The sequence below is a fragment of the Azospirillum argentinense genome (assembly GCF_000632475.1).
In the GTDB taxonomy this organism is placed as follows: domain Bacteria; phylum Pseudomonadota; class Alphaproteobacteria; order Azospirillales; family Azospirillaceae; genus Azospirillum; species Azospirillum baldaniorum.
Map to the genome: position 1 here is coordinate 346,793 of NZ_CP007797.1, position 24,418 is coordinate 371,210.

Here is a 24,418-nt window from a genome sequence, read left to right on the forward strand (position 1 = left end):
TCACCGGTTCCCCGCACAGCCGACGGCCGGACGACCATAGAGGTGAACGAGGATTTCACGATGGCGAGCCAGGGCGAGAACAAGTGGGTTTACTGCTTCGGTGCCGATGCCACCGAAGGCCGGGCGGACATGAAGAACCTGCTCGGCGGCAAGGGAGCCAATCTGGCCGAGATGGCCAATCTGGGCCTCCCGGTTCCTCCGGGTTTCACCATCACGACTGGGGTCTGCACCTATTTCTATGCCAACGGCCGCAACTATCCGCCGGAGCTGAAGGCCCAGGTGGAAGCCGCGGTGAAGGGGCTGGAGCAGGCCATGGGCGCCACCTTCGGCGATCCGGCCAACCCGCTGCTGGTCTCGGTGCGCTCCGGCGCCCGCGCCTCCATGCCGGGCATGATGGACACGGTGCTGAATCTCGGGCTGAACGACGCGACCGCCGCCGGCCTCGCCAAGCGCTCGGGCGACGCCCGATTCGCCTACGACAGCTACCGCCGCTTCATCCAGATGTACTCGAACGTGGTGCTGGACGTTGACCACCACCACTTCGAGGAGATCCTGGACAACCACAAGCGCGACAAGAACCACAACCTCGACACCGACCTGAGCGCCGCCGACTGGCAGGCCGTCATCGAGGACTACAAGAAGGCCGTCGAGCACGAGCTCGGCAAGCCCTTCCCGCAGGATGTGCAGGAGCAGCTGTGGGGCGCCGTCGGCGCCGTGTTCGGCTCGTGGATGAACGCCCGCGCCATCACCTACCGCAAGCTGCACGACATCCCCGCCGACTGGGGCACCGCCGTCAACGTGCAGTGCATGGTGTTCGGCAACATGGGCAACGACTGCGCCACCGGCGTGGCCTTCACCCGCAACCCGTCCACCGGCGAGAACGCCTTCTACGGCGAATACCTCGTCAACGCCCAGGGTGAGGACGTGGTGGCCGGCATCCGCACGCCGCAGCACCTGACCATCGCCGGCAAGCAGGCCAACAAGTCCGACCTCCCCGCCATGGAAGAGGTCATGCCGGAGGTCTTCAACCAGCTGAACGAGGTCCGCCTCACGCTGGAGAAGCACTACCGCGACATGCAGGACATCGAGTTCACTGTCCAGCAGAACAAGCTGTTCATGCTGCAGACCCGCAACGGCAAGCGCACCGCCCCGGCGGCGCTGAAGATCGCCGTCGACCTCGCCGAGGAAGGGCTGATCGACAAGGCGGAGGCCGTGCGCCGCATCGATCCGGCCTCGCTCGACCAGCTCCTCCACCCGACGCTGGACCCGAAGGCGGAGCGCAAGGTCATCGCCAAGGGCCTGCCGGCGTCGCCGGGTGCCGCCTCGGGCAAGGTCGTCTTCACCGCCGACGAGGCGGAGACTCTGGCCGGCCAGGGCGAGGCGGTCATTCTCTGCCGCGTGGAGACCTCGCCTGAGGACATCCACGGCATGCACGCTGCCCGCGGCATCCTGACCACCCGCGGCGGCATGACCAGCCACGCCGCCGTGGTGGCCCGCGGCATGGGCCGCGCCTGCGTGTCGGGCGCCGGTGACCTGCGCGTGGACTACAAGTCCAAGATCATGTCGGTCCGCGGCGTCACCATCAAGGAAGGCGACATCGTCACCATCGACGGCTCGACCGGCGAGGTGATGCTGGGCCAAGTCCCGACGATCCAGCCGGAGCTGTCGGGCGACTTCGCCACGCTGATGGGCTGGGCCGACTCGCTGCGCCGCATGAAGATCCGCACCAACGCGGAGACCCCGCTGGACGCCCGCACCGCGCGGAAGTTCGGCGCGGAGGGCATCGGCCTGTCGCGCACCGAGCACATGTTCTTCGACCCGGACCGCATCCTGGCGGTGCGCGAGATGATCCTGGCGGAGACCGAGGCCGGCCGCCGCGCCGCGCTCGCCAAGCTGGAGCCCTTCCAGAAGAAGGACTTCGCCGAGCTGTTCACGATCATGTCGGGCCTGCCGGTGACCATCCGCCTGCTCGACCCGCCGCTGCACGAGTTCCTGCCCAACACCGAGGCGGAGATGGCGGAGGTCGCCAAGGCCACCGGCACCGACCAGCTCAAGGTGAACCACCGCGTGGTGCAGCTCCACGAGGCCAACCCGATGCTCGGCCATCGCGGCTGCCGCCTCGGCATCACCTACCCCGAGATCTACGAGATGCAGGCCCGCGCCATCTTCAGCGCGGTCGCCGAGGTCTCCCAGACCACGGGCGAGACGGTGATGCCGGAGGTCATGATCCCGCTCATCGGCACCAAGAAGGAGCTGGACATCCTCAAGGCGGTCGTCGACCGCGTCGCCAAGGAGGTCATGGACTCGACCGGCGTCACGTTCGAGTACATGGTCGGCACCATGATCGAGCTGCCGCGCGCCGCGCTGAAGGCCGGTGAGATCGCCGAGACGGCGGAGTTCTTCTCCTACGGCACGAACGACCTGACCCAGACGACCTTCGGCCTGTCGCGCGACGACGCCGGCGCCTTCCTGCCGGAGTACCAGCGCCAGGGCATCCTGGAGCACGACCCGTTCCAGACGCTGGACCAGGACGGCGTCGGCGAGCTGATCGCCATCGCCACGGAGCGCGGCCGCAAGGTCCGTCCGAACATCAAGCTCGGCATCTGCGGCGAGCATGGCGGCGACCCGGCCTCCATCTCCTTCTGCGAGAAGGTCGGTCTGGATTACGTGTCCTGCTCGCCCTACCGCGTGCCGATCGCCCGTCTGGCGGCCGCCCAGGCGGCGCTCGACGCCGACACGGTGAAGCGCGACTGATCCGGACCACGGCCCGCCTCACCGGGGCGGGCCGTTTCAGGGTTGAGCGGGCCGCCTCATCGGGGCGGCCCGTTGCGTGTCAGACGTTGCGCGTCATATCCGGCCGCTGCAGGCGGTCAAAGTGCTCTTGGCGTTCCGCAGGGCCTGGGCGTGGCCGGGTTGTCCCGCCGCGATCTTTTCGGAGATCGCCGCCATGGCCGCCTTGTAGCTCCTGTTCGGCTCCTGGTTCCCCCTCAGTTCCACCCTCTTCAGGCTCTCGAAACGAGAAAGGGTGTCCGAAAACGCCTTTTCCGTCGCGGTGCGCCGGACGACGCAATTGTTCCAGGCTTCCCGCCGCCGCTGGTTCTCCTGCACCCCGGCATTGGCCTGACAGGCCGGCGCCGAGCAGGCGTCCTGGGCGTGAAGCCCGGCGTTGGCTTCAATGCATCGGCCGCGCAGATCCGCGAACGGGATGAGCTGGCATCCATCCTCACCCATGGCCTTCTTGAAATCGCTGAGATTTGGCAGCTCCGTGGCAAATCCGTAAGAAGGAATGCCCATTGTCAGGGCGGCTCCCAGCGCCGCGGCAACCAATCGTTTGCGATGCAGCATCATCTGCTCCTTTTGGTCGGTTCAACGACAGGCAGACGTGCAGGCGGACCATGGCGTGAAGCCGGCACGGCCCGGTGCGGCCGTTATGGCGTCGCCATTCGCCCGGCATGGCCGTACTATCCGGGAATTCCTCACCGGAGGACCCGCGAGGCATGGATCGTTACACCGCCGATCGATTGACCCGGCTTCTCGACGAAGGCGATGGCCCCGCCGCGGCCCGCGCCGCCGTGGTGGCGGTCCGTTCGGGTCCGCACTCCTGGACCACCGGCCTCGCCCGCAGCGGCGCGCCGCTCCCGCCGGCCACAGCCCGCTTCCTGATCTACAGCATCACCAAGACCCTGACCGCCGCCGCGCTGCTGCGGCTGTGCGAACGGGGCCTGATCGACCCCGACGCTCCGCTGGACCGCTGGCTGCCGGACTTCGCGGCGGCCGGCCGGATCACCCTGGCCCAGCTTCTCGCCCACCGCGCCGGCCTGCGCAATTACGGCGGCAGCCCCGCCTACCACGCCGCCGTGCGGGCGGGCGAGGAGCCGTGGAGCGAGGACGGCTTCCTGGAACACTGCCGCGCCAGCGACCTGTTCGCCCCGCCGGGCCGGGAATTCTCCTATTCCAACATCGGCTATCTGCTGGCGAAGCGGGTGCTGGAGCGGGCCTCCGGCCTGCCCTTCGCCCAGGCCCTCGACCGCGAGCTGTTCGGCCCGCTGGCCCTGACCGGCTGGTCGGTGCCGACGGAACGCGGTGACCTCTCCGGCCTGTGGACCGGTCCCAGTCCCTATCTCGGCGGGAAGGACGGCCTGCCCGCCGATGTGGCGGCCCGCTACCATCCCGGCTGGGTGGCCCATGGCGTGGTGGCCGCGACGGCGGCGGACATCGCCGATCTTCTGCACGCGCTGTTCGCGGGCGGTCTGCTCCCCGGCGCTGCGGCGGCGCGCATGCAGGAGTCCTTCCCGGTGCCGGGAACGATGCGCGGGCGACCCTGGGTGGAGCCGGGCTACGGCCTCGGCCTGATGGTCGAGCGCGACGGGCAGGCCGGACCCTACTGGGGGCACACCGGCGGCGGGCCGGGCGGGTCGGCCTGCGCCTATCACTTCCCCGCCCGCAAGCCGGGAGAGGAGCCGGTGACCGTGGCCCTTTTCACCGACGGCGAGGACAACGACCAGGCGGAGTGGATGACCGTGGAGGCTGTGGAAAGCCTGCGGGAATGACCCGTCAGCGCCGGTCGAACAACTCCATCTCCCCCTCGACGGGGGTGCGCCGCAGCGCCTGGAGATAATCCATCTCCTGATGCACCGTCTCCCGCTCCGCCTCGGGGCGCAGCAGACGGCGGAAGGCCCGCCCGGTGGCCGGGAAGAAATGGACGCGCCGCCCCTTGTCCCCTCCCAGATCCCGAACGGCCAGCGCCAACCCTTCCCGCCGCACATAATCCACCGCGAAGGCGGCGTTGGCGGCGCCGACGTCCAGGCTGGTGTCGATGACGCGGGCCGCCCCGAACAGCTTGACCTCCATCCGCTCGCGGCGGGCGCCGCGCGCCAGCAGGTCGTTGATCAGGCGTTCCATCGCGACGCTGCCGTAGCGGGTGGCGACTCCGAAGCCCTCGCCGCCGGACGGGGAGCCGGGCAGCAGGAAGTGGTTCATGCCGCCGACCTGGGCCACCGGATCGTTGATGCAGGCGGCGACGCAGGAACCGAGCGTGGTCACCAGCATGTCGTCGTCACGCCCGGAAATCCGGTGATGGCCCAGCACGACCGGCACCACATAGGCCCCGAACTCACGGTCCAGGTAGCTGCCGTCCGCGCGCGGCCCGTCACCGTCCGCGCCGCGGCCGTCGAATCCGGCGGAGGATTGGAAGTGAAGCGATCCGGACAGAGGCATCACCGTCAGCCTGAAAGGGACAAAGGCTCGGCGATGGTAATCAATGGCAATTAAAGAAAATACAATAAGTCCGTATGCCCCGCCGACCTTCTAGCGTCCACGACCGCGTCACAGCAGCACGACCCAGGACGCCTCCCGTCCCTTCGGCGCGGCGCGCACCCGCAGCAGCACCCGCTGTCCGGACTCCAATCCGGTCAGATTGCAGCGGCGCAGAACGCTCTTGTGGACGAAGACGTCCTTGGCCCCGTCGTCCGCGATGACGAATCCGAAGCCCTGCTCCGGCTTGAACCACTTCACGGTGCCCGTCAGTTCCTCCTCGGCGCCGGACGCCGCGTCATGGCGCGCGTTGCGGCTCTCGGCGGTCGTGCCGGTGCTCAGAACGTCCAGGATGTCGGCCACCTGCGGCCCCTTGGCACCCGGAACCACCCGGCACAGAAGCTCCGCCCCCTCGCCGATCTCGTGCAGCCCGGCCCGGTTCAGGACGGAAATGTGCAGGAAGGCGTCGGTCGTCCCGTCCTGCGGCGCCACGAAGCCGAAGCCCTTGACCGGATCGAACCACGTCACCGAAGCGCGGAGCGGGGCCGCTTCGCCAGGATCGGAAACATCCAGAACGTCGCTGGGATGCGAATCGGCTGAAGGCAAGGGTCCGATCCTTTCGGTCAAGGCGCCAAGCGTGGAAAGCGGATCGTCCGCCGAACATGAATTTAGCCACACAGAAAATAGGGTTTCCAGCGTAATTTTTTCTTCACAACCGCCCTTTGCCTCTGGCGGCGGCACCGTCACAGGGACCATTTCTCCGGATGACGGGTTACAAAAAGGGCTACTATGAGCCAAAGGCCCCCGAACCTGATTGGAACAAGCCCGAACGGGCACCGGGGCCGAACAAACAAGAATCGAACATGGGAGGGACGACGATGATGGGGGATGCGGCCCGCAAATTGCCGGACCAGAGCTGGACCCTGGGCTACCCGCCCGACGTGGACTGGAACGCGCCGCTTCCGGTGAAACCGCTGACCGCGCTGTTGGAGGACGCGGCGGCCCGTTTCGCGGAGCGGCCCTTCCTGGATTTCATGGGCAAACGCTCGACCTACGCGGAGGTGGCGCGGATGGTGGACCGCGCCGCCCGCGGCTTCCAGGCGATTGGCGTCGGCAAGGGCGTGCGCGTCGGGTTGTTCCTGCCCAACACACCCTATTACGTGATCTGCTACTTCGCGATCCTGAAGGCCGGCGGGACGGTGGTGAACTTCAACCCCCTCTACGCCGAGCGGGAACTGCACCACCAGATCACCGACAGCGGCGTCGAGCTGATGGTCACGCTCGATCTCACGGTGCTTTACGGCAAGATGGCGCGGATGCTCGCCGAATCGGGGCTGAAGCGGCTGGTGGTCTGCCCGATGGCCGATATCCTGCCCTTTCCCAAGAACTGGCTGTTCCCCATCGTGAAGCGGGCGGAGGTCGCGCGCATCCCCGCGGACGACCGCCACCTGTCCTTTCGCCGCCTCGTCGCCAACGACGGCGCCCCGAAGCCGGTCGCCATCGACCCGGCGGAGGACGTGGCGGTGCTGCAATACACCGGCGGCACCACCGGCGTGCCCAAGGGCGCCATGCTGACCCACGCCAACCTGTTCGCCAACACCGAGCAGTGCGGCCTGTGGTTCGTCGGCGCGCGGCAGGGGGAGGAGCGGATGCTGGGCGTGCTGCCCTTCTTCCACGTCTTCGCCATGACCGTGGTGATGAACTTCAGCATCCGCATCGGGGCGGAGATCGTCATGCTGCCCCGCTTCGAGCTGGACCAGGTGATGGAGACCATCCACGCCAAGAAGCCGACGCTGTTCCCGGCGGTGCCGACCATCTACACGGCGATCAACCACCACAAGCATCTGGAGAAATACGACCTTTCCTCGATCCGCTACTGCCTGTCGGGCGGTGCTCCCCTGCCGGTGGAGGTCAAGGAGGCGTTCGAGCGGAACACCGGCTGCGTCCTGGTGGAGGGCTACGGCCTGTCCGAATCCTCCCCCGTCGCCACCGCGAATCCGATAACCGGGCTGAACAAGGCCGGCTCCATCGGCCTGCCCCTGCCCGGCACGCTGATCGAGATCGTCAGCCTGGAGGAGCCGCGCCGCGTCCTGCCCATCGGCGAGAAGGGCGAGGTGTGCATCCGCGGTCCGCAGGTGATGAAAGGCTACTGGAACAAGCCGTCGGAAACGGCGCTGACCCTGGTGGACGGCCGGCTGCACACCGGCGACGTCGGCTACATGGACGAGGACGGCTACACCCACATCGTCGACCGCATCAAGGACATGATCCTGTGCAGCGGCTTCAACGTCTACCCGCGCAACGTGGAGGAGGCGATCTACCTGCACCCCGCCATCGCCGAATGCGTGGTCGCCGGACTGCCCGACGAGTACCGCGGCCAGACGGTGAAGGCCTACATCCGCGTCGACGACGGCAAGACCCTGACGCGCGAGGAACTGATCGACTTCCTCAAGGACAAGCTCTCCCCCATCGAGATGCCCAAGGCGGTCGAGTTCCGCGGCGAACTGCCCAAGACGATGATCGGCAAGCTGTCGCGCAAGGCCCTGCTCGACGAGGAGGCGGAGCGGCGGAAGGGCTCGTAAGGCACCGCGCGCCCTTCCGGAACCGCAGGGTGGCCATACGCCCCACCCCACCTTGCGGCCCCGCCCCCCGGACCCTATAAGGACGCTCGTCCTTTCTTTCGGTCCGGCGGCAAGGAAAAGCGCATGATCGTGGTCACCGGTGGGGCCGGTTTCATCGGCTCGAACCTCGTGGCGGCCCTGGCCGCGCGCGGGATCACCAACGTCGCGGTGATCGACCGCTTCGGCGACGGGGAGAAGTGGCAGAATCTCGCCAAGCGGGAACTCGCCACCCTCGTCGCTCCGGAGAACGCGCTGGCCTTCCTCGACCAGCACGCCGCCGAGATCGACGTGATCTTCCACCTCGGCGCCATCTCGGCGACGACGGAACGCGACGTGGACAAGATCGTCGCCAACAACGTGGCGCTGACGCTCGACCTGTGGCGCTGGTCCTCCTGGCGAGGGGCGCGGCTGATCTACGCCTCGTCCGCCGCGACCTACGGCGACGGCTCCGCCGGCTTCGACGACGACGGGTCGCCGGGGGCGCTGGCGACCCTGCGCCCGCTCAACGCCTATGGCTGGTCCAAGCACCTGATCGACCGCCGCGTCGCCCGCGTGGTAACGGAGGGCGACATCGTGCCGCCGCAATGGGCGGGCCTGAAGTTCTTCAACGTCTACGGCCCGAACGAGCGGCACAAGGACGACATGATGAGTGTCGTCGCCAAGTTGCACCCCAAGCTCAAGGCCGGCGAGCCGGCGCGCCTGTTCAAGTCGCACCGCCCGGAGTTCGAGGACGGCGGACAGCTCCGCGACTTCATCTTCGTCGACGACTGCGTGGCGGTGATGCTGTGGCTCTACGACAACCCGCAGGTCAGCGGGCTGTTCAACGTCGGCACCGGCAAGGCCCGCAGCTTCAAGGACCTGGCGCTCGCCACCTTCGCCGCTCTGGGGCTGGAGCCGCGCGTCGAGTATTTCGACATGCCGGCCGAGCTTCAGGGCAAATACCAGTATTTCACCGAGGCGCGCACCGAACGCCTGCGCGCCGCCGGGTTCGAGCAGCCCTTCACCGAGCTGGAAGAGGGCGTGCGCCGCTACGTCCAGGATTTCCTGTCGCAGCCCGACCCCTACCGCTGACGGTTCCGCCTCCCCCATCGACGGGGGAAACGCCGAAACAACATAAGGCACCCGCCGCGCATGCTCGCCATCGCCTTCCCCGCCATCGACCCCGTGGCGTTCGAACTCGGGCCGATCGTCATCCGCTGGTACGCGCTCGCCTATCTGGCAGGCTTCGTGCTCGGCTGGCGCTACTGCCTGGCGCTGGCCCGCCGCACGCCCGGCCGCCCCTCGGCGGAGGATTACGACGACTTCCTGACCTGGGCCGTGGTCGGCGTCATCCTGGGCGGGCGGATCGGCTACGTGCTGTTCTACAACCTGCCCTTCTACCTCCAGAATCCGCTCGACGCGCTGATGGTCTGGCACGGCGGGATGTCCTTCCACGGCGGTCTGATCGGCGTGTTGGGCGCGATCCTGCTGTTCTGTTGGAAGCGCGGCCTGTCGCCGCTGGCCTTCGGCGACCTGATCGCCGCGGCGGCCCCCATCGGGCTGTTCTTCGGCCGCATCGCCAACTTCATCAACGGCGAGCTGTACGGCCGCCCGGCGCCCGACGTGTCCTGGGCGGTGGTGTTCCCGCGCGACCCGCTGCAGGTGCCACGGCACCCCAGCCAGCTCTATGAAGCCTTCCTGGAGGGGGCGGTGCTGTTCGTCCTCCTGGCCATCCTGGTGCGGATGCCCGCCGTGCGCGGGCGGGCCGGCATGACGGCGGGTATCTTCTTCATCGGCTACGGCCTGTCGCGCATCATCGCGGAGTTCTTCCGCGAGCCGGACGCGCAGCTCGGATTCCTCTATGCCGGGGCGACGATGGGACAACTTCTGTCGGTGCCGATGGTTCTGTTCGGTGTGTGGCTGGTCGCCCAGGCCCGCCGCCGCCCCGCCGCCGTCTGAGTTCGGAAGGTACCGTCATGAGTGATGCCGCCCCGGACAGCCTCGCCCGCCACCTCGCCCGCCGCATCCTGATGGACGGGCCGCTGTCGGTCGCCGCCTTCATGGCGGAGGCGCTGGGGCATCCGCGCTTTGGCTACTACATGCGCCAGGACCCCTTCGGCGTGTCCGGCGACTTCACCACCGCCCCGGAAATCAGCCAGATGTTCGGCGAGCTGGCCGGGCTGTGGTGCGTCGATACCTGGGCGCGGCTGGGCGGCCCCGCCCCCTTCCATCTGGTGGAGCTGGGGCCGGGCCGCGGCACGCTGATGCAGGACGCCCTGCGCGCCGCCGCGCTGGTTCCCGCCTTCCGTGAGGCCGCCCAGGTCCATCTGGTGGAGACCAGCCCGACGCTTCGCGCCCGCCAGAAGGAAACCCTGGCCGGCACTCCGGTCGCTTGGCACGACCGGCTGAAGGATGTGCCCGAAGGCCCGACCCTGATCCTCGCCAACGAGTTCTTCGACGCCCTGCCCATCCGTCAGGTCCAGAAGACCAACCACGGCTGGTTCGAGCGGCTGATCGACATCGACACTGCGGCTCCCGCCGAAACGCCCCGCTTCCGCTTCGTCCTGGAGGCCTTCGGCAGCGCCGGCGCCCGGCTGATTCCACCTGCCCTGCGCGACGCGCCGGAGGGCAGCGTGGTCGAGGTCTCCCCGGCCTCCCAGGCGGTGGCCCGCGTGATCGGGGAGCGTCTGGCCGCCCACCCCGGCGCGGCGCTGGTGATCGACTACGGCTACCGCGGCGGTCCGGCGGTCGGCGACACGCTCCAGGCGCTGCGCCGCCACGCCTACGCCCCGGTGCTCGACGCGCCGGGCGAGGCCGACCTGACCGCCCATGTGGATTTCGCCGCCATCGCCGCCGCGGCCCGCGAGGGCGGGGCGGAGAGCTTCGGTCCGGTGGACCAGCGCGACTGGCTGGTCCGGCTGGGCATCCAGCCGCGCGCCGCCGCGCTGAAGCGCAGCGCCACGGCGATGCAGACCGCGGACATCGACTCCGCACTGGCCCGCTTGATCGGGCCCGACCAAATGGGCACCCTCTTCAAGGTTCTGGCCCTCGCCTCCCCCGGCCTGGGGCCTCCGGCGGGCTTCGAAAGCCCGGATCTGGCAAATTAACAAGAGACCGCGACAGCAAAGGGACGGGTTCGTGATTACGCTTGGCGCGCTGAACGACATCACCCACATCCGACACGCCTTCTTCACCCGCACCGGTGGCGTGTCGACGGGGCTGTACGCCTCGCTGAACGTCGGCTTCGGCTCCGGGGACGCGCCCGCCGCCGTGGCGGAGAACCGCGCGCGCGCCGCGGCCCGCATGGACGTCCCGCCGGAGCGGCTCGTCACCTGCTATCAGGTGCACAGCCCGACCTGCGTCGCGGTCACCGAGCCTTGGACGCCCGATCAGGCGCCCCACGCCGACGCCATGGCGACCGACCGTCCGGGCATCGCGCTGGGCATCCTCACCGCCGACTGCGCCCCGGTGCTGTTCGCCGACGAGAAGGCCCGCGTCATCGGCGCCGCCCACGCCGGCTGGAAGGGCGCCAAGGGCGGCGTGCTGGAGGCAACCATCGCGCGGATGGAAGAACTGGGCGCCAAGCGCAACCGCATCGTCGCCGCCATCGGCCCCTGCATCGCCCAGCGCTCCTACGAAGTCGGGCCTGAATTCCCCGCCCCCTTCCTGTCGGAAGACCCGCGCAACCGCGATTATTTCGCGCCGGCCCGCCGCCTGGATCATTTCCTGTTCGATCTGGCCGGCTACATCACCCGCCGCCTGGGCGATACCGGGGTGCAGATCATCCAGCGCTGCCCCAACGACACGGTGGTCGAGGAGGACCGCTTCTTCAGCTACCGCCGGTCCTGCCTGCGTGGTGAGAAGGACTATGGGCGCGGCCTCTCGGCCATCGTCCTTCAGGGCTGAACACGACAGAAAAGTTCCCGCCCGAAATTTGTTCTTACCTCTGACTGATTGCGATACGACCCATTTCGGGTAAGATCGATTCTCAAGGGTGAGGGCATTCCGGAGAGGGAGACGCCGGCATGACGATGGACGCGCACCGGGAAGACACGCATCGGGCCGATGGGCGGGGCGGCGACGGGCGAAGCGATTGGCGCAGCGCGCGGATGGTGCTCGACAACGGCGGGCTGGACGCCGATCACCGGATGCAGCACGAACTGATCCGCCGCTTCGTCGCCTTGCCGGGTGAGGAAGCGGAGCGCAAGCCGGCGCTGGCCCTGCTGAACGAGCTGCGCCGCGTCTCGGTCCGCCACTTCCTGCGGGAGGAGCGGGTCCAGGCCTCCATGCGCTACCCGCATCTGGAGGAACACCGGGCGCAGCACCGCCGGCTGGCCACCCTTCTGGACGACATCATCGGGCAGGTGGACGCCGAGGAGTCGGCCTTCGAATACAGCTATGTGAAGGCCAAGGCGGACGAGCTTCTGCAGTTCTGGTTCTTCGACCATTTCGTGAAGGCCGATCTGCCCATGAAATCGCACCTTGCGAAGTTCGCCGTGCGGTGATGCGCAGGCGTCCTGCCGCCACGCTTGCGCCATGCGGGAATCGCAGGGCCGGCTGGCTGCGGCGTCTTGAACCGCCCGTCATGGAACGTTTACATAGGTGCGCCCCTTTGTTATGGTCCGCCGCGTTTTCAAGGGGCGGCGTCGGCAAGGGACTGACGGGCGCACCGGAACCTATTCCCTGCAGAGAGAGCCGACTGCGATGAAGGTGCTTGCCGGCAACAGCAACCGTCCGCTGGCCGAGGCCATCTCCACCTGTCTCGGCGTGCCGCTGACCAAAGCGAGCATCCGCCGTTTTTCGGACATGGAGGTGTTCGTCGAAATCCTGGAGAACGTGCGCGGCGAAGACGTGTTCGTGGTCCAGTCGACGTCGTTCCCGGCCAACGACAACCTGATGGAGCTGCTGGTCACCATCGACGCCCTGCGTCGCGGGTCGGCCCGGCGCATCACGGCGGTCCTCCCCTACTACGGCTATGCGCGCCAGGACCGCAAGACCGGCCCGCGCACGCCGATCTCGGCCAAGCTGGTCGCCAACCTGATCACCCAGGCCGGCGCCAACCGCGTGCTGACCATGGACCTGCACGCGGGCCAGATCCAGGGCTTCTTCGACATCCCGACCGACAACCTGATGGCCGCCCCGGTGTTCGAGAAGGACATCCGCGCGACCTTCGAGGACATCGGCGAGGTGACGATGGTGTCGCCCGACGTCGGCGGCGTGGTGCGCGCCCGCTCGCTGGCCAAGCGGCTGGACGCCGATCTCGCCATCATCGACAAGCGGCGTGAGCGCGCCGGCGTGTCGGAGGTGATGAACATCATCGGCGACGTCAAGAACCGCCGCTGCATCCTGCTCGACGACATCGTGGATTCGGGCGGCACGCTGTGCAACGCCGCGGTCGCCCTGATGGACGCCGGCGCGAAGTCGGTCCACGCCTATTGCACCCACGGCGTCCTGTCCGGCGGTGCGGTGGCCCGCGTGGCCGTGTCGCCGCTGGAGCAGCTCGTCACCACCGACAGCATCCAGGCGACCGAGGCCGTGCGCGTGTCCCGCAACATCCGCCAGCTCACCATCGCCCCGCTGCTCGCCGACGCGATCACCCGCATCAGCGAGGAGCGTTCGGTGTCGAGCCTGTTCTCGTAACGGCGCCGGACCACACGCGAAAAGCCCTTCCCCTTCGCGGGGGAAGGGCTTTTTTCATGGGCGTCATCTTTTCATAAGGGCCATCCGGGCGTTTCCGGACTCTGTCCTTGACGCCGCGCCCCGCATGGCTTAATCACCGCGCCCACGCGTCAGCACCCCTGGAGGCTGGCGCTTTTTTCCGTTCAAGGAGTTCTTCCGATGACGCAGATCGTTCCGCTCAGCGCCGAAGCGCGCGACCGGGCCGGCAAGGGGACCGCCCGCCAGACCCGTCGTGATGGCCGTATCCCGGCCGTGATCTACGGTGGCAAGCAGGCCCCCATTATGATTTCGCTGGAGAAGTTCACGTTCACCCGTGTTCTGAACCAGGCGGGCTTCTTCACGCACCTGTTCGACGTCACCGTCGATGGCGCCACCCACCGGGTCCTGCCGCGCGACGTGCAGTTCCATCCGGTCACCGACGTCCCGCTGCACGTCGACTTCCTGCGCGTCTCCGCCGAAACCCGCACCACCGTGCAGGTTCCGGTCGAGTTCGTCGACCAGGAGAAGTCGCCGGGCCTGAAGCGCGGCGGCGTGCTCAACATCGTCCGCCACGAGCTGGACGTGACCGTCTCCGCCGGCAACATCCCGGAGCAGATCACGATCTCCTGCGAGGGCTACGACGTCGGCGATTCGATCCACATCTCTTCGGTGAAGCTGCCGGAGGGTGTCGCCTCGACCATCACCGACCGCGACTTCACGATCGCCACGATCGTCGCCCCGTCGGGCCTGAAGTCCGAAGAGGGCGAAGCCACCGAGGCCGCCGCTTCCTGATCGGAAGCCGCCTTTGGGGTTGCGACAGGGGGCTTCGGCCCCCTGTTTCGTTTCCGGCCTACGCTGTTTCGAGATGAGGAGAATGCGCCATGCTGCTGCTGGTGGGATTGGGCAACCCTGGCGCCGAGTACGTGCGCAACCGGCACAACATCGGCTTCATGGCGGTGGAGGAGATCGCCCGCCGCCACGGCTTCGGCCCCTGGCGCAAACGCTTCCAGGGTCAGACCGCCGAGGGCACGATCGGCGGCGAGAAGGTGATCGCCCTGGAACCGCTGACCTTCATGAACCTGTCCGGCCAGTCGGTCACCGCGGCCGTGCAGTTCTTCAAGATGAAGCCCGAGGACGTCGTCGTCATCCATGACGAGCTGGACCTGCCGCCCGGCAAGATCCGGGTGAAGAAGGGCGGCGGGCATGGCGGGCACAACGGCCTGCGCTCCATCGACGCGCATCTCGGCAAGGAGTACTGGCGCATCCGCCTGGGCATCGGCCATCCCGGCGACAAGGACCGGGTCAGCGGCTATGTCCTCCACGACTTCGCCAAGGCCGAGCAGAGCTGGCTCGACCCGCTGATCGACGCCGTTGCCGACGCCTTCCCGCTGGTCGTGAAGGGGCAGGCCGAAAATTTCATGAACAAGGTCATCCTGGCGACCGCGCCCACCAAGTAGACGGGGTTACGCCTCCGCCGGGGCGCCGCCGCGGCCGGTCCAGACCGCCAGCAGGCCCTTCTGCAGCAGGATGAAGACGAACAGCAGGACGCCGATGGCGATCTTCGTCCACCAGCTGCTCAGGCTGCCGTCGAAGGTGATGTAAGTCTGGATCAGCCCCTGGATCAGCACGCCGATGAAGGTGCCGATCACATAGCCGTAGCCGCCGGTCAACTGCGTGCCGCCGATCACCACCGCGGTGATGGTGTCCAGCTCCACCCCGGTCGCCGCCAGCGAATAGCCGGCCCCGGTGTAGAGCGAGAAGACGATCCCGGCCAACCCAGCCAGCAGCCCCGACAGGGCGTAGACCGCCACCGTCGTGCGGCCGACCGGCACGCCCATCAGCTCCGCCGACTGGCGGTTGCCGCCCAGCGCGTAGAGGTTGGCGCCGAAGCGCGTCCAGTGGGCGCAGACCACCGCGGCGGCCACCACCCCCAGCATCAGCAGCGCCGGCAGCGTCAGCTTGCCCCCGCCGTCGAAACGCAGCGCCCAGTCGCCCAGTTCGGCGTAGAGCGGGTGGTTGATCGGAATGGAATCGGTGCTCAGCACGAAGCCGAGGCCGCGGGCGACGAACATGCCGGCCAGCGTGACGATGAAGGGCGGCATCTGGAAGACATGGATGACGGCGCCCATCGCCGCGCCGAAGCCGCCGGCCACCGCCAGCGCCACCGCGAAGGCGGAGACGGGGTGCCAGCCGCCCTGCTCGATCAGCACCGCCAGCAGCACCGTGGTGAAGCCGATCACCGCCCCCACCGACAGGTCGATGCCGCCCGACAGGATCACGAAGGTCATGCCGACCGCGGTGATGCCGAGGAAGGCGTTGTCGGTCAGCAGGTTGCCGACGACCCGCAGCGAGGCGAAGTTGGGGAACTGCGCGGCGCAGAGCAGGAAGCCGACCACTAGGACGGCGCTGGTCACCAGCAGGGGAAGGAAGCGGTGGATCATGGCGTCACGTTCCCGCGCTCGGGCTTCGGCTCTCGGGCTTGGCCCGTGGCGGTGTCGACGCCCGGACGGGCCGGGGTGCCGGACGCGGCAGGAACAGCGTCAGGGTCGGCGACTGCAGCAGCAGGACGACCATCAGGACGCCCGCCTTGACGATCAGGTTGAACTCCGGCTTGAAACCGCTCAGCAGGATGCCGGTGTTCATCGCTTGGAGGATCAGCGCGCCCACCACCGATAGCAGCAGCCCGAACCGGCCGCCGAGCAGGGACGTGCCGCCGACCACCACCGCCAGGATGGCGTCCAGCTCCAGCCACAGACCGGCGTTGTTGGCGTCGGCGCCGCGGATGTCGGCGGCGACCACCAGACCGGCGACCGCGGCGCACAGGCCGCACCAGACATAGACGGCGATCAGCACGACCGGCGTGTTGACGCCCGCCCCGGCGCTGGACAGCCGGTTGACGCCGACCGCCTCGATCATCAGCCCCAGCGCGGTCGTCCGGACCAGCAGCGCGGTCGCCCCCAGCAGGACGGCGGTGATGACCACCGGCATCGGCACGGTCAGGAACGACCCGCTGCCGATGAAGGCGAGGCCGGGGCTGGTGAAGGTGACGATCTGCCCCTCGGTGACCAGTTGGGCGATGCCGCGGCCGGCGACCATCAGGATCAGGGTGGCGACGATCGGCTGGATGCGCAGGACCGCCACCAGAAGCCCGTTCCACAGGCCGCAGAGCAGGCCGGCCGCCAGCGACGCCGCGAGCACCGGGAGCAACCCCCAGCCCGCCTGGGTCAGGGTGGCGGCGACCGCGCCGGAGATTGCCATCACCGCGCCCACCGACAGGTCGACGCCGCGGATGGCGATGACCATGGTCATGCCGATGGCGAGCAGCGCCACCGGGGCACCACGGTTCAGCACGTCGATCAGGCTGCCGAACAGCCGGCCGTCCTGCAGGCGGATGGAAAAGAAGTCGGGGAAGAGCAGCCAGTTGGCCAGCAGCACGGCGGCGAGCGCGCCGTATTGCGGCAGGTTGCGCGACGGGCCGGGGGCCGACCGCGTCATGGGCGCGGCTCCACGGGAGCGGACTCCGACGCGATGGCGGCGACGATGCGGTCCACGGCGACCTCCCCTCCCCTCAGCTCCGCCACGTGGCGGCGGTCGCGCAGCACGACGACGCGGCGGCTGTAGGCGACGATCTCCTCCAGCTCCGACGAGACGACCAGCAGGGCCATGCCGTCGGCGTACAGCCGCTCGATCAGGCGGATGATCTCGGCGTGGGCGCCGACGTCGATGCCGCGCGTCGGCTCGTCGAGAATCAGCAGGCGCGGCTCGGTCGCCAGCCAGCGGGCGAGCAGCGCCTTCTGCTGGTTGCCGCCGGACAGGAGCTGGATCGGCTGCTCGGCGTGGGGCGTGCGGATGTCGAGCAGGCGAATGAAGCGGTCGGCGATCTCCTCCTGGCGGCGGCGCGGGATCGGCCGCAGCCAGCCCTGGCGGGCCTGGAGCGCCAGGATGATGTTCTCGCGCACCGACAGCGCGCCGACGATGCCCTCCTTCTTGCGGTCCTCCGGGCAGAAGCCGAAGCCAAGCCGGATGGCGTCGCGCGGACCGCGCAGCCGCACCGCTTGACCGTCCACCGCCGCCTCGCCGCGGTCGGCGCGGTCCATGCCGAAGACCAGCCGCGCCGTCTCCGTCCGGCCGGAGCCGAGGAGCCCGGCGAGCCCCACCACCTCGCCGGGGCGGATGGCGAGGTCGAAGGGCTCGACGCTGCGCGCCTTGCCGTAGCCGCGGAAGCGGACCAGCGGCGGCCGGGCGTCCTCCTCCCCGTCGTCGGCCGGCGGGGCGATGCGGTGGGCCGCCGCTTCCAGCTCCCGCCCCAGCATCATGGCGACGAGGTCGAGGCGCGGCAGCTCCGCGGTGCGCCGCTCCCCCACCAGACGGCCGTTGCGCAGCACGGTGATGCGGTCGCACAGCGCGTAGACCTGATCGAGGAAATGGGTGACGAAGACGATGCCGATGCCGCGCGAGCGCAGGGTCCGCATCACCTTGAACAGGACCGCCACCTCCTGCGCGTCGAGGCTGGCGGTCGGCTCGTCGAGGATCAGCACCTTGGCCGACATGTCCACCGCGCGGGCGATGGCGACGATCTGCTGCGTCGCCACCGAGAAGCGGCCGAGCGGCGCCGTCACGTCGAGGGTCAGGCCGTAGGGGATCAGCACCGCCCGCGCCCGCCGCCGCATGGCGCCACGGTCGACCAGACCGAACCGCATCGGCTGCCGGCCGAGGAACAGGTTCTCCGCCACCGACAGGTTCGGCAGCAGGTTCACCTCCTGATAGACGGTGCCGATGTGCAGGCGCTGCGCCTCCTCCACGCCGCGGGGGGCGATGGCCCGCCCCTCCAGCGTCACGGTGCCGGCGTCGCGCTGGTAGACGCCGGTCAGCGTCTTGATCAGCGTCGACTTGCCGGCGCCGTTCTCGCCGAGCAGCGCGTGGATCTCGCCGTGGCGCACGGTGAAATCCACGCCGTCGAGCGCCTGGACGCCCAGGAAAGCCTTGGACAGGCCGCGGATCGCCAGAAGCGGCGGGGACGCGGTGAGGGTGGAGTCCGTCATGCGGGGGCCTCGCCGGCGGTTCCGTGGGACGGCCGGGTCAGTAGGCGTCCTTGCGGCGTTCGTACTCGGCCTTGGCGGTGTCCGGGGTGAACAGGGCCGACTCCGTCTGGATCCACTTCGGCGGCGCCTTGCCATCCTTCTTGAAGGCGACCAGCGCGTCGAAGGCCGGGCCGGCCATGTTCGGGGTCAGTTCCACGGTCGCGTTGGCCTCGCCCTCGGCCATCGCTTTGAAGATGTCGGGCACGCCGTCGATGGACACGACCAGGATGTCCTTGCCCGGCTTCAGCCCGGCCTCCTTGATCGCCTGGATGGCGCCGACCGCCATGTCGTCGTTGTGGGCGTAGACCGCGCAGATGCCCTTGCCGCCGTTCTCCGCCTTGATGAAGCTCTCCATCACCTCCTTGCCCTTGGCGCGGGTGAAGTCGCCGGACTGGGTGCGGACGATCTTCATGCCGGGATTCTTGGCGACGACCTCGTCGAAGCCCTTCTTGCGGTTGATGGCGGGGGAGGAGCCGACGGTGCCCTGGAGTTCGACCACGTTGCAGGTGCCGCCGGTCTGCTTGGCCAGCCACTCGCCGGCGACCCGGCCCTCAAGCACCGTGTCGGAGGTGACGGCGGTCATGTAGAGGCCGGGGTCCCGGGTCTCGATCTGGCGGTCGAGCAGGACGACGGGGATCTTCGCCTCCTTGGCCTCCTTCAGCACCGAATCCCAGCCGGTCGCCACCACGGGGGCGATGAAGATGGCGTCCACGCCCTGGGCGACGAAAGAGCGCACGGCCTTGATCTGGTTCTCCTGCTTCTGCTGGGCGTCGGAGATCTTCAGGTCGATCCCGCGCTTCTCGGCCTCCGTCTTGGCGGTCTTGGTCTCGGCGGCGCGCCAGCCCGATTCCGAGCCGATCTGCGAGAAGCCGACCACCAGCTTCTTGTCGGCGGCCTGCGCACCGCCGAGCCCGATCAACAAGGCCGCGGCGGCGGCGGCGGAGATCAGCCATGTCCTGGACATACCGTTTCACTCCCCTGGGGTGTCTTGTCATCGATCCGGGCGGCGCCCGTTCGCATCTGTTCGTTGCGCAAACATTAGGCGCCGAAAACCATATCTGTCCAATACGATTCTCGACCGAAGCGATACCGAAACCGACATGATCGCCCGATGCGGGCAATGCGTTGCCGGTCCTTCCCTCACGCCCGTCCTTTTCTCAGGCTTGGGCGGGCGCGCCGTCGATCCGCCGCCACAGGCCGAGCGGGTTGCCGTCGCGCAGCGCCTCCGGCAGCAGGGCGACGGGAATGTCCTGGTAGCAGACCGGGCGCAGGAAGCGCCGGATCGCCAAGGTGCCGACCGAGGTGGTCCGGCTGTCCGAGGTCGCCGGGAAGGGGCCGCCATGCACCATGGCGTGGCAGACCTCGACGCCGGTCGGCCAGCCATTGGCCAGGATGCGCCCCGCCTTGCGCTCCAGCGTCGGCAGCAGGGCGGCCACGGCGGCGCCGTCCGCCGGCTCCATCTGCACGGTCGCGGTGAGCTGGCCCTCCAGCCGCTCGGCGACGGTCCGCATCGCCGCGACGTCCGGGCAACGGATCAGCAGCGACGCCGCCCCGAACACCTCGTCCTGCAAGGCCGTGTCGGCGAGGAAGGCGTCGGCCGTCGTGCCGAACAGGGCGGCCTGCGCCTGGTTCGGGCCGGAACAGGCCAGCCCGCGGGCGAGCGTCGCCACGGCGGCGCTGCCGGACAGCCGCGCCACCCCCGAATCATAGGCGGCGTGGATACTTGGGGTCAGCATGGTCGAGGCGGCGCTGCCGCCCAGCGCGTTCACCGCGGCGGCCACGAAGCGGTCGAGGTCCGGCCCGTCGACGCCCAGCAGGATGCCGGGGTTGGTGCAGAACTGGCCGGCGCCCATGGTCAGGGACGCCACGAAGCCCTTGCCCAGCGCCTCGGCCCGCGCCGCCAGCGCCGCCGGCATCAGGAAGACCGGGTTGATGCTGCTCATCTCCGCGTAGACCGGGATGGGTTCGGGCCGTCGGGCCGCCGCTTCCATCAAAGCGAGGCCGCCGCCGCGCGAGCCGGTGAAGCCCACCGCCCTGATGCGCGGGTCGGACACCAGCGCCGTTCCGATGGGGTTGCCGACGCCGAACAGCAGCGAGAAGACGCCCTCAGGCAGTCCGCAGGAGGCCACCGCCGCCCGGATGGCCCGGCCGACCAGCTCCGACGTGCCGGGATGGGCGGAATGGCCCTTGACCACCACCGGGCAGCCGGCGGCAAGGGCCGACGCGGTGTCGCCGCCGGCCACCGAAAAGGCCAGCGGGAAGTTCGACGCGCCGAACACCGCGACCGGGCCGAGTGGGATGTGGCGCTGCCGGACGTCGGGGCGCGGCAGCGGCTTGCGCTCCGGCTGGGCCGGGTCGATGCGGGCCTCCAGCCAGCCGCCCTCGCGCACCGTCTGGGCGAACAGGCGGAGCTGGCCGACCGTGCGGCCCCGCTCCCCCTCCAGCCGCGGGCGCGGTAGGCCGCTCTCGGCCATGCCGCGGACGATCAGCGCGTCGCCGAGATCGAGGATGTTCGCGGCAATGGTTTCCAGGAAGGCGGCTCGCGCCTCCAGCCCGGTCTCGCGAAAGGCGTCGAAGGCGGCCCAGGCCAGCGCGCAGGCGCGCTCGACCTCCGCCGCCCCGCCACCGCCGAAGACCGGCTCCAGTTCCGCGCCGGTGGCGGGATCGACGGCGCGGAAAGCGCCGTCGATCCCGCGGTGGCACTCGGCGCCGATCAGCATCTCGCCGGTGATGGTCATCATGGGTCTCCCGGTTTGGCGAGGGGTGGCGCTGTTCTCAGCGCGCCCAGCGCAGGACCAGCGGGTCGAGGCGGCGGGCGGCGTCGAGCAGGCCGGCGCGGCTGGCCGGGTGCGGGTCGGCCAGCGGGTGGCGCACGGCGTCGCAGGCGATGATGCCGCCCTCCTTCATCAGGATCTTGGCGGTGGCGAGGCCGCACTGGCGGTTCTCGTGGTTGATCAGCGGCAGCCAGCGCCCGTAGGCCGCCACCGCCGCCTCGCGGTCGCCGGCCAGGAAGGGATCGATGATCTGGCGGATGCCGTCGGGATAAGCGCCGCCCGTCATCGCGCCGGTGGCCCCGGCGTCGAGGTCGGCCAGCAGGGTGATCGCCTCCTCGCCGTCCCACGGCCCCTCGACGGCGTCGCCGCCCAGCTCGATCAGCCGGCGCAGCTTGGCGGCGGCCTGCGGCACCTCGACCTTGAAGTAGGCGACGTTGGCGATCTCCCGCGCCATGCGGGCCAGCAGCTCCGCCGACAGCGCGGTGCCGCTGACCGGCGCGTCCTGGATCATGATGGGGATGTCGATGGCGTCGGACACCCGCTGGAAGAACGCGACGATGCCCGCCTCGGGCACGCGGATGGTGGCGCCGTGGTAGGGCGGCATGACCATCACCATGGCGGCCCCCAGCTCCTGGGCGCGGCGGCTGCGCGCCGCGCAGGCGGCGGTGCTGAAATGGGTGGTGGTGACGATCACCGGCACCCGGCCGGCGACGTGGCCGAGGATGGTCTCCATCAGCAGCTCGCGCTCGGCGTCGGTCAGCACGAATTGCTCGGAGAAATTGGCGAGGATGCACAGGCCGTCGGAGCCGGCGTCGATCATGAAATCGACGCAGCGCGTCTGCCCGGCGAGGTCGAGGTCCCCCGTCTCGGTGAAGATGGTGGGAACGACGGGAAACACTCCCCGATAGGGGCGGGCGCTGGGGGCCATGGCCGTTGGGGTCCTTCTGTCGGGTATGCGGAGGGGGGCCGGGTCAGCCCGGCGGATGCCCGAAGCGGCCGGGCGGCAGGCCGCGAACGCCGCCGGGATCGCACTCGAACAGCGCGCCGGCCAGCGGTTCGTCCGGCCGGCCGTCACGGCCGATGCCATGCGCCGCGGTGGTCACGAACAGCCGGTCGAGGGCGGGGCCGGCGAAGACGCAGGAGGTGACGCGCGACACCGGCAGCGCGATCGCACGGTCGAGCGTGCCGTCGGGCCGGAAGCGGCTGACCCGTCCGCCGTCCCAATGGGCCACCCACAGGCCGCCCTCGGCGTCGCAGGTCATGCCGTCGGGATAGCCGTCGGCCTCGGCGAAGCGGATGTGGGCGCGCTTCCCGGATAGCCGTCCCGCGCCGTCCAGATCGAAGGCGTGGATCGTCCGCGCCGCGCTGTCGGTGTGGTAGAGCGTCCGCCCGTCCGGGGACAGGGCCGGGCCGTTGGCGACGGTGTAGCCCTCGTCCACACGTACGATCGCCCCATCGGGGTCGAGCCGGTGGAAGGCGCCGGACGGCGCTTCCTCCCCGTCGTCCATGCTGCCGATCCACAGGCGCCCCTGCGCGTCGGCCTTGGCGTCGTTCAGCCGGTTGCCCGGCCGGTCGGGGTCGATCCGGGTCAGCTCCCCGGCAATCACCGCGCGGCCCGGCTCCAACCGCAGGCGGACCACCCGGCGCGAGCGCAGCCCGGCGATGAAGCCGTCGCCGTCGACGCATTCCACCAGCCAGCAGGCCGCATCCTCCAGCGCCCAGTCCGTTCGGGACCCGTCGTCGAGCCCGTGGCGCAGAATCCGCGATCCGTGGATGTCGACGAAGAAGACGGCGCCCTGCCCCGGCGACCACAGCGGGCCTTCGCCCAGGAGCGCCCGGGCGGGCCAGACGCAACGAACCTCCTGCGGCATGCCGTGTCGCCTCCCCCTCGCGGTCCCGTTCTGAATTTTGTTGACCATGCCAACAATAGAGAGCGTTCTGATAATCGTCCAATACGAATATCGGCGCCGGCGATACGAGATTTCGTATGTCGGCGCCTCGCCAGACCGGAGGCCCCCGCCCGTGACCCCCCACCGTTTCCCGGCCAACTGGTTCCTCAAGGCCCGGCTGAAGCTGCGCCATCTCCAACTCTTCGTGGCGCTGGACGAGCACCGCAACCTGCACCGCGCCGCCGCCAGCCTGACCATGTCGCAGCCCGCCGCCTCGAAGCTGCTGGGCGATCTGGAGGAGTCGCTGGGCGTCACCCTGTTCGAGCGCCATGGCCGCGGCGTCGAGCCGAACTGGTACGGCGGCCTGATGATCCGCCACGCGCGGGCGATCCTCAGCGGCCTGCAGGAGGCGGGGGAGGAGCTGAACGACCTGCTGGCCGGCCACAGCGGCAGCGTCTCCATCGGCACGGTGATGGCTCCGGCGGTGGAACTGGTGGTGCCGGTGATCACCACGCTGACCCGCGATCACCCCGACCTGAAGATCGCCGTGGCGGTGGAAACCAGCGACGTGCTGGCCGAGCGGGTCCGGCAGGGCGTCATGGATTTCGCGATCGGCCGCCTGCCCGACCACGTCGACGCCGCGTGCTTCGACTATCAGGAAATCAGCAGCGAGGAGTTGTGCTTCGTCTGCCGCGACGGCCACCCGCTGCTGCGGCTCGGCCGCCCGCTGACCGCCGCCGATCTGGTGGACGCCACCTGGATTCTCCAGCCCCTGGGGAGCCTGCTGCGCAGCCGGGTCGAGGCGCTGTTCCGCGCCGAGGGGGTTCCGCCGCCGCGCAAGGTGATCGAAAGCGCCTCGCCCGTCATTTCCCTGGCGATGGTCGCCGAGAACGATTCGGTCACCGTCTTCGCCCGCGCGCTCGCCCAGGTGTTCTCCCCCACCGGCAGCTGCACCATCGTGCCCTTCCACAAGCGCTTCAGCGTCGAGCCCTACGGCATTTTCTGGCTGAAGGACCGCCCGCTGTCGCCGGGCGCCCGCACCGCCCTGGCCGCCTTGCGGGCGGCGTCCGACGCGAAGATGCGCCGCGCGCAGGAAACGCCACAAGCGGGCCCTTCAAGTGATATCGAAATGTGTATGGATTCCGCCAATAATCGTATTTGAC

22 protein-coding genes are annotated in these 24,418 nt (G+C 69.3%); 12 read left to right on the top strand and 10 right to left on the bottom strand.

Annotated features, from left to right (window positions below; genetic code table 11):
- The first annotated feature begins 60 nt into the window (after window positions 1–60).
- Entirely contained in the window at window positions 61–2,754 is a 2,694-nt protein-coding gene (gene ppdK, locus ABAZ39_RS30845; protein WP_040138408.1) for a pyruvate, phosphate dikinase, read from the top strand.
- A 93-nt stretch (window positions 2,755–2,847) separates the two neighbouring features.
- On the opposite strand, the gene ABAZ39_RS30850 is transcribed toward ppdK, so the two are convergent.
- The gene (locus ABAZ39_RS30850) at window positions 2,848–3,348 is read right to left on the bottom strand and encodes a hypothetical protein (RefSeq protein WP_051658773.1); all 501 of its coding nucleotides are present in this window, start codon (window positions 3,346–3,348) and stop codon (window positions 2,848–2,850) included.
- Between the two features lie 149 nt (window positions 3,349–3,497).
- Between ABAZ39_RS30850 and ABAZ39_RS30855 the strand changes: the two genes are divergently transcribed.
- Window positions 3,498–4,550 carry a serine hydrolase domain-containing protein gene (locus ABAZ39_RS30855; RefSeq protein WP_040138153.1) on the top strand — a complete coding sequence of 351 codons (1,053 nt, stop codon included), beginning with the start codon at window positions 3,498–3,500 and terminating at the stop codon, window positions 4,548–4,550.
- A gap of 4 nt (window positions 4,551–4,554) precedes the next feature.
- Here the strand turns inward: ABAZ39_RS30855 and ABAZ39_RS30860 are convergent, their stop codons facing one another.
- Together ABAZ39_RS30860 and ABAZ39_RS37610 are read right to left on the bottom strand one after the other, a co-directional pair.
- Window positions 4,555–5,217 carry a chemotaxis protein gene (locus ABAZ39_RS30860; protein WP_040138155.1) on the bottom strand — a complete coding sequence of 221 codons (663 nt, stop codon included), beginning with the start codon at window positions 5,215–5,217 and terminating at the stop codon, window positions 4,555–4,557.
- Between the two features lie 108 nt (window positions 5,218–5,325).
- Complete coding sequence (locus tag ABAZ39_RS37610; RefSeq protein WP_051658775.1) at window positions 5,326–5,859, bottom strand: cold-shock protein; 534 nt, start codon at window positions 5,857–5,859, stop codon at window positions 5,326–5,328.
- Window positions 5,860–6,134: 275 nt separating this feature from the next.
- Between ABAZ39_RS37610 and ABAZ39_RS30870 the strand changes: the two genes are divergently transcribed.
- The 9 genes from ABAZ39_RS30870 to pth all read left to right on the top strand — a co-directional run bounded on the left by ABAZ39_RS30870 (window position 6,135) and on the right by pth (window position 14,968).
- A complete protein-coding gene (locus tag ABAZ39_RS30870; protein ID WP_040138411.1) occupies window positions 6,135–7,835 on the top strand; it encodes a long-chain-fatty-acid--CoA ligase in 1,701 nt (566 codons plus the stop codon).
- 123 nt (window positions 7,836–7,958) lie between these two features.
- Window positions 7,959–8,945, top strand: a complete 987-nt coding sequence (rfaD, locus tag ABAZ39_RS30875; protein WP_040138157.1) for an ADP-glyceromanno-heptose 6-epimerase — start codon at window positions 7,959–7,961, stop codon at window positions 8,943–8,945.
- Between the two features lie 60 nt (window positions 8,946–9,005).
- Window positions 9,006–9,812 carry a prolipoprotein diacylglyceryl transferase gene (gene lgt / locus ABAZ39_RS30880; RefSeq protein ID WP_040138159.1) on the top strand — a complete coding sequence of 269 codons (807 nt, stop codon included), beginning with the start codon at window positions 9,006–9,008 and terminating at the stop codon, window positions 9,810–9,812.
- A gap of 17 nt (window positions 9,813–9,829) precedes the next feature.
- Window positions 9,830–10,960 carry a class I SAM-dependent methyltransferase gene (locus ABAZ39_RS30885; protein ID WP_040138161.1) on the top strand — a complete coding sequence of 377 codons (1,131 nt, stop codon included), beginning with the start codon at window positions 9,830–9,832 and terminating at the stop codon, window positions 10,958–10,960.
- 31 nt (window positions 10,961–10,991) lie between these two features.
- The gene (gene pgeF, locus ABAZ39_RS30890; RefSeq protein WP_040138163.1) at window positions 10,992–11,759 is read left to right on the top strand and encodes a peptidoglycan editing factor PgeF; all 768 of its coding nucleotides are present in this window, start codon (window positions 10,992–10,994) and stop codon (window positions 11,757–11,759) included.
- A 119-nt stretch (window positions 11,760–11,878) separates the two neighbouring features.
- A complete protein-coding gene (locus ABAZ39_RS30895) occupies window positions 11,879–12,358 on the top strand; it encodes a bacteriohemerythrin (protein ID WP_040138165.1) in 480 nt (159 codons plus the stop codon).
- A 199-nt stretch (window positions 12,359–12,557) separates the two neighbouring features.
- On the top strand, window positions 12,558–13,493 hold the full coding sequence (locus ABAZ39_RS30900) for a ribose-phosphate pyrophosphokinase (protein ID WP_014199935.1): 936 nt from the start codon (window positions 12,558–12,560) through the stop codon (window positions 13,491–13,493).
- A 198-nt stretch (window positions 13,494–13,691) separates the two neighbouring features.
- Entirely contained in the window at window positions 13,692–14,303 is a 612-nt protein-coding gene (locus tag ABAZ39_RS30905) for a 50S ribosomal protein L25/general stress protein Ctc (protein ID WP_014199936.1), read from the top strand.
- 89 nt (window positions 14,304–14,392) lie between these two features.
- Window positions 14,393–14,968 (top strand): aminoacyl-tRNA hydrolase, encoded by a 576-nt coding sequence (pth, locus tag ABAZ39_RS30910; protein ID WP_040138166.1) that lies wholly within the window; start codon window positions 14,393–14,395, stop codon window positions 14,966–14,968.
- A 6-nt stretch (window positions 14,969–14,974) separates the two neighbouring features.
- Here the strand turns inward: pth and yjfF are convergent, their stop codons facing one another.
- From yjfF to ABAZ39_RS30945, 7 genes are all read right to left on the bottom strand, one after another.
- Window positions 14,975–15,952 carry a galactofuranose ABC transporter, permease protein YjfF gene (gene yjfF / locus ABAZ39_RS30915; protein ID WP_040138167.1) on the bottom strand — a complete coding sequence of 326 codons (978 nt, stop codon included), beginning with the start codon at window positions 15,950–15,952 and terminating at the stop codon, window positions 14,975–14,977.
- A 4-nt stretch (window positions 15,953–15,956) separates the two neighbouring features.
- Window positions 15,957–17,006, bottom strand: a complete 1,050-nt coding sequence (locus ABAZ39_RS30920; RefSeq protein ID WP_040138168.1) for an ABC transporter permease — start codon at window positions 17,004–17,006, stop codon at window positions 15,957–15,959.
- Window positions 17,003–18,553: a galactofuranose ABC transporter, ATP-binding protein YtfR gene (gene ytfR, locus ABAZ39_RS30925; protein WP_040138169.1), complete on the bottom strand. Its 1,551-nt coding sequence runs from the start codon at window positions 18,551–18,553 to the stop codon at window positions 17,003–17,005. Before ytfR ends, ABAZ39_RS30920 begins: the two co-directional genes overlap by 4 nt.
- Window positions 18,554–18,590: 37 nt before the next feature.
- Window positions 18,591–19,556, bottom strand: a complete 966-nt coding sequence (gene ytfQ / locus ABAZ39_RS30930; protein WP_040138170.1) for a galactofuranose ABC transporter, galactofuranose-binding protein YtfQ — start codon at window positions 19,554–19,556, stop codon at window positions 18,591–18,593.
- 193 nt (window positions 19,557–19,749) lie between these two features.
- Window positions 19,750–21,330: an aldehyde dehydrogenase (NADP(+)) gene (locus ABAZ39_RS30935; protein WP_081863489.1), complete on the bottom strand. Its 1,581-nt coding sequence runs from the start codon at window positions 21,328–21,330 to the stop codon at window positions 19,750–19,752.
- Window positions 21,331–21,367: 37 nt separating this feature from the next.
- Complete coding sequence (locus ABAZ39_RS30940; RefSeq protein ID WP_040138172.1) at window positions 21,368–22,294, bottom strand: dihydrodipicolinate synthase family protein; 927 nt, start codon at window positions 22,292–22,294, stop codon at window positions 21,368–21,370.
- Between the two features lie 43 nt (window positions 22,295–22,337).
- Window positions 22,338–23,237, bottom strand: a complete 900-nt coding sequence (locus ABAZ39_RS30945; RefSeq protein WP_040138173.1) for an SMP-30/gluconolactonase/LRE family protein — start codon at window positions 23,235–23,237, stop codon at window positions 22,338–22,340.
- A gap of 151 nt (window positions 23,238–23,388) precedes the next feature.
- On the opposite strand from ABAZ39_RS30945, the gene ABAZ39_RS30950 reads away from it, so the two are divergent.
- Entirely contained in the window at window positions 23,389–24,417 is a 1,029-nt protein-coding gene (locus tag ABAZ39_RS30950) for a LysR family transcriptional regulator (protein ID WP_040138174.1), read from the top strand.
- Window position 24,418: the final 1 nt, after the last annotated feature.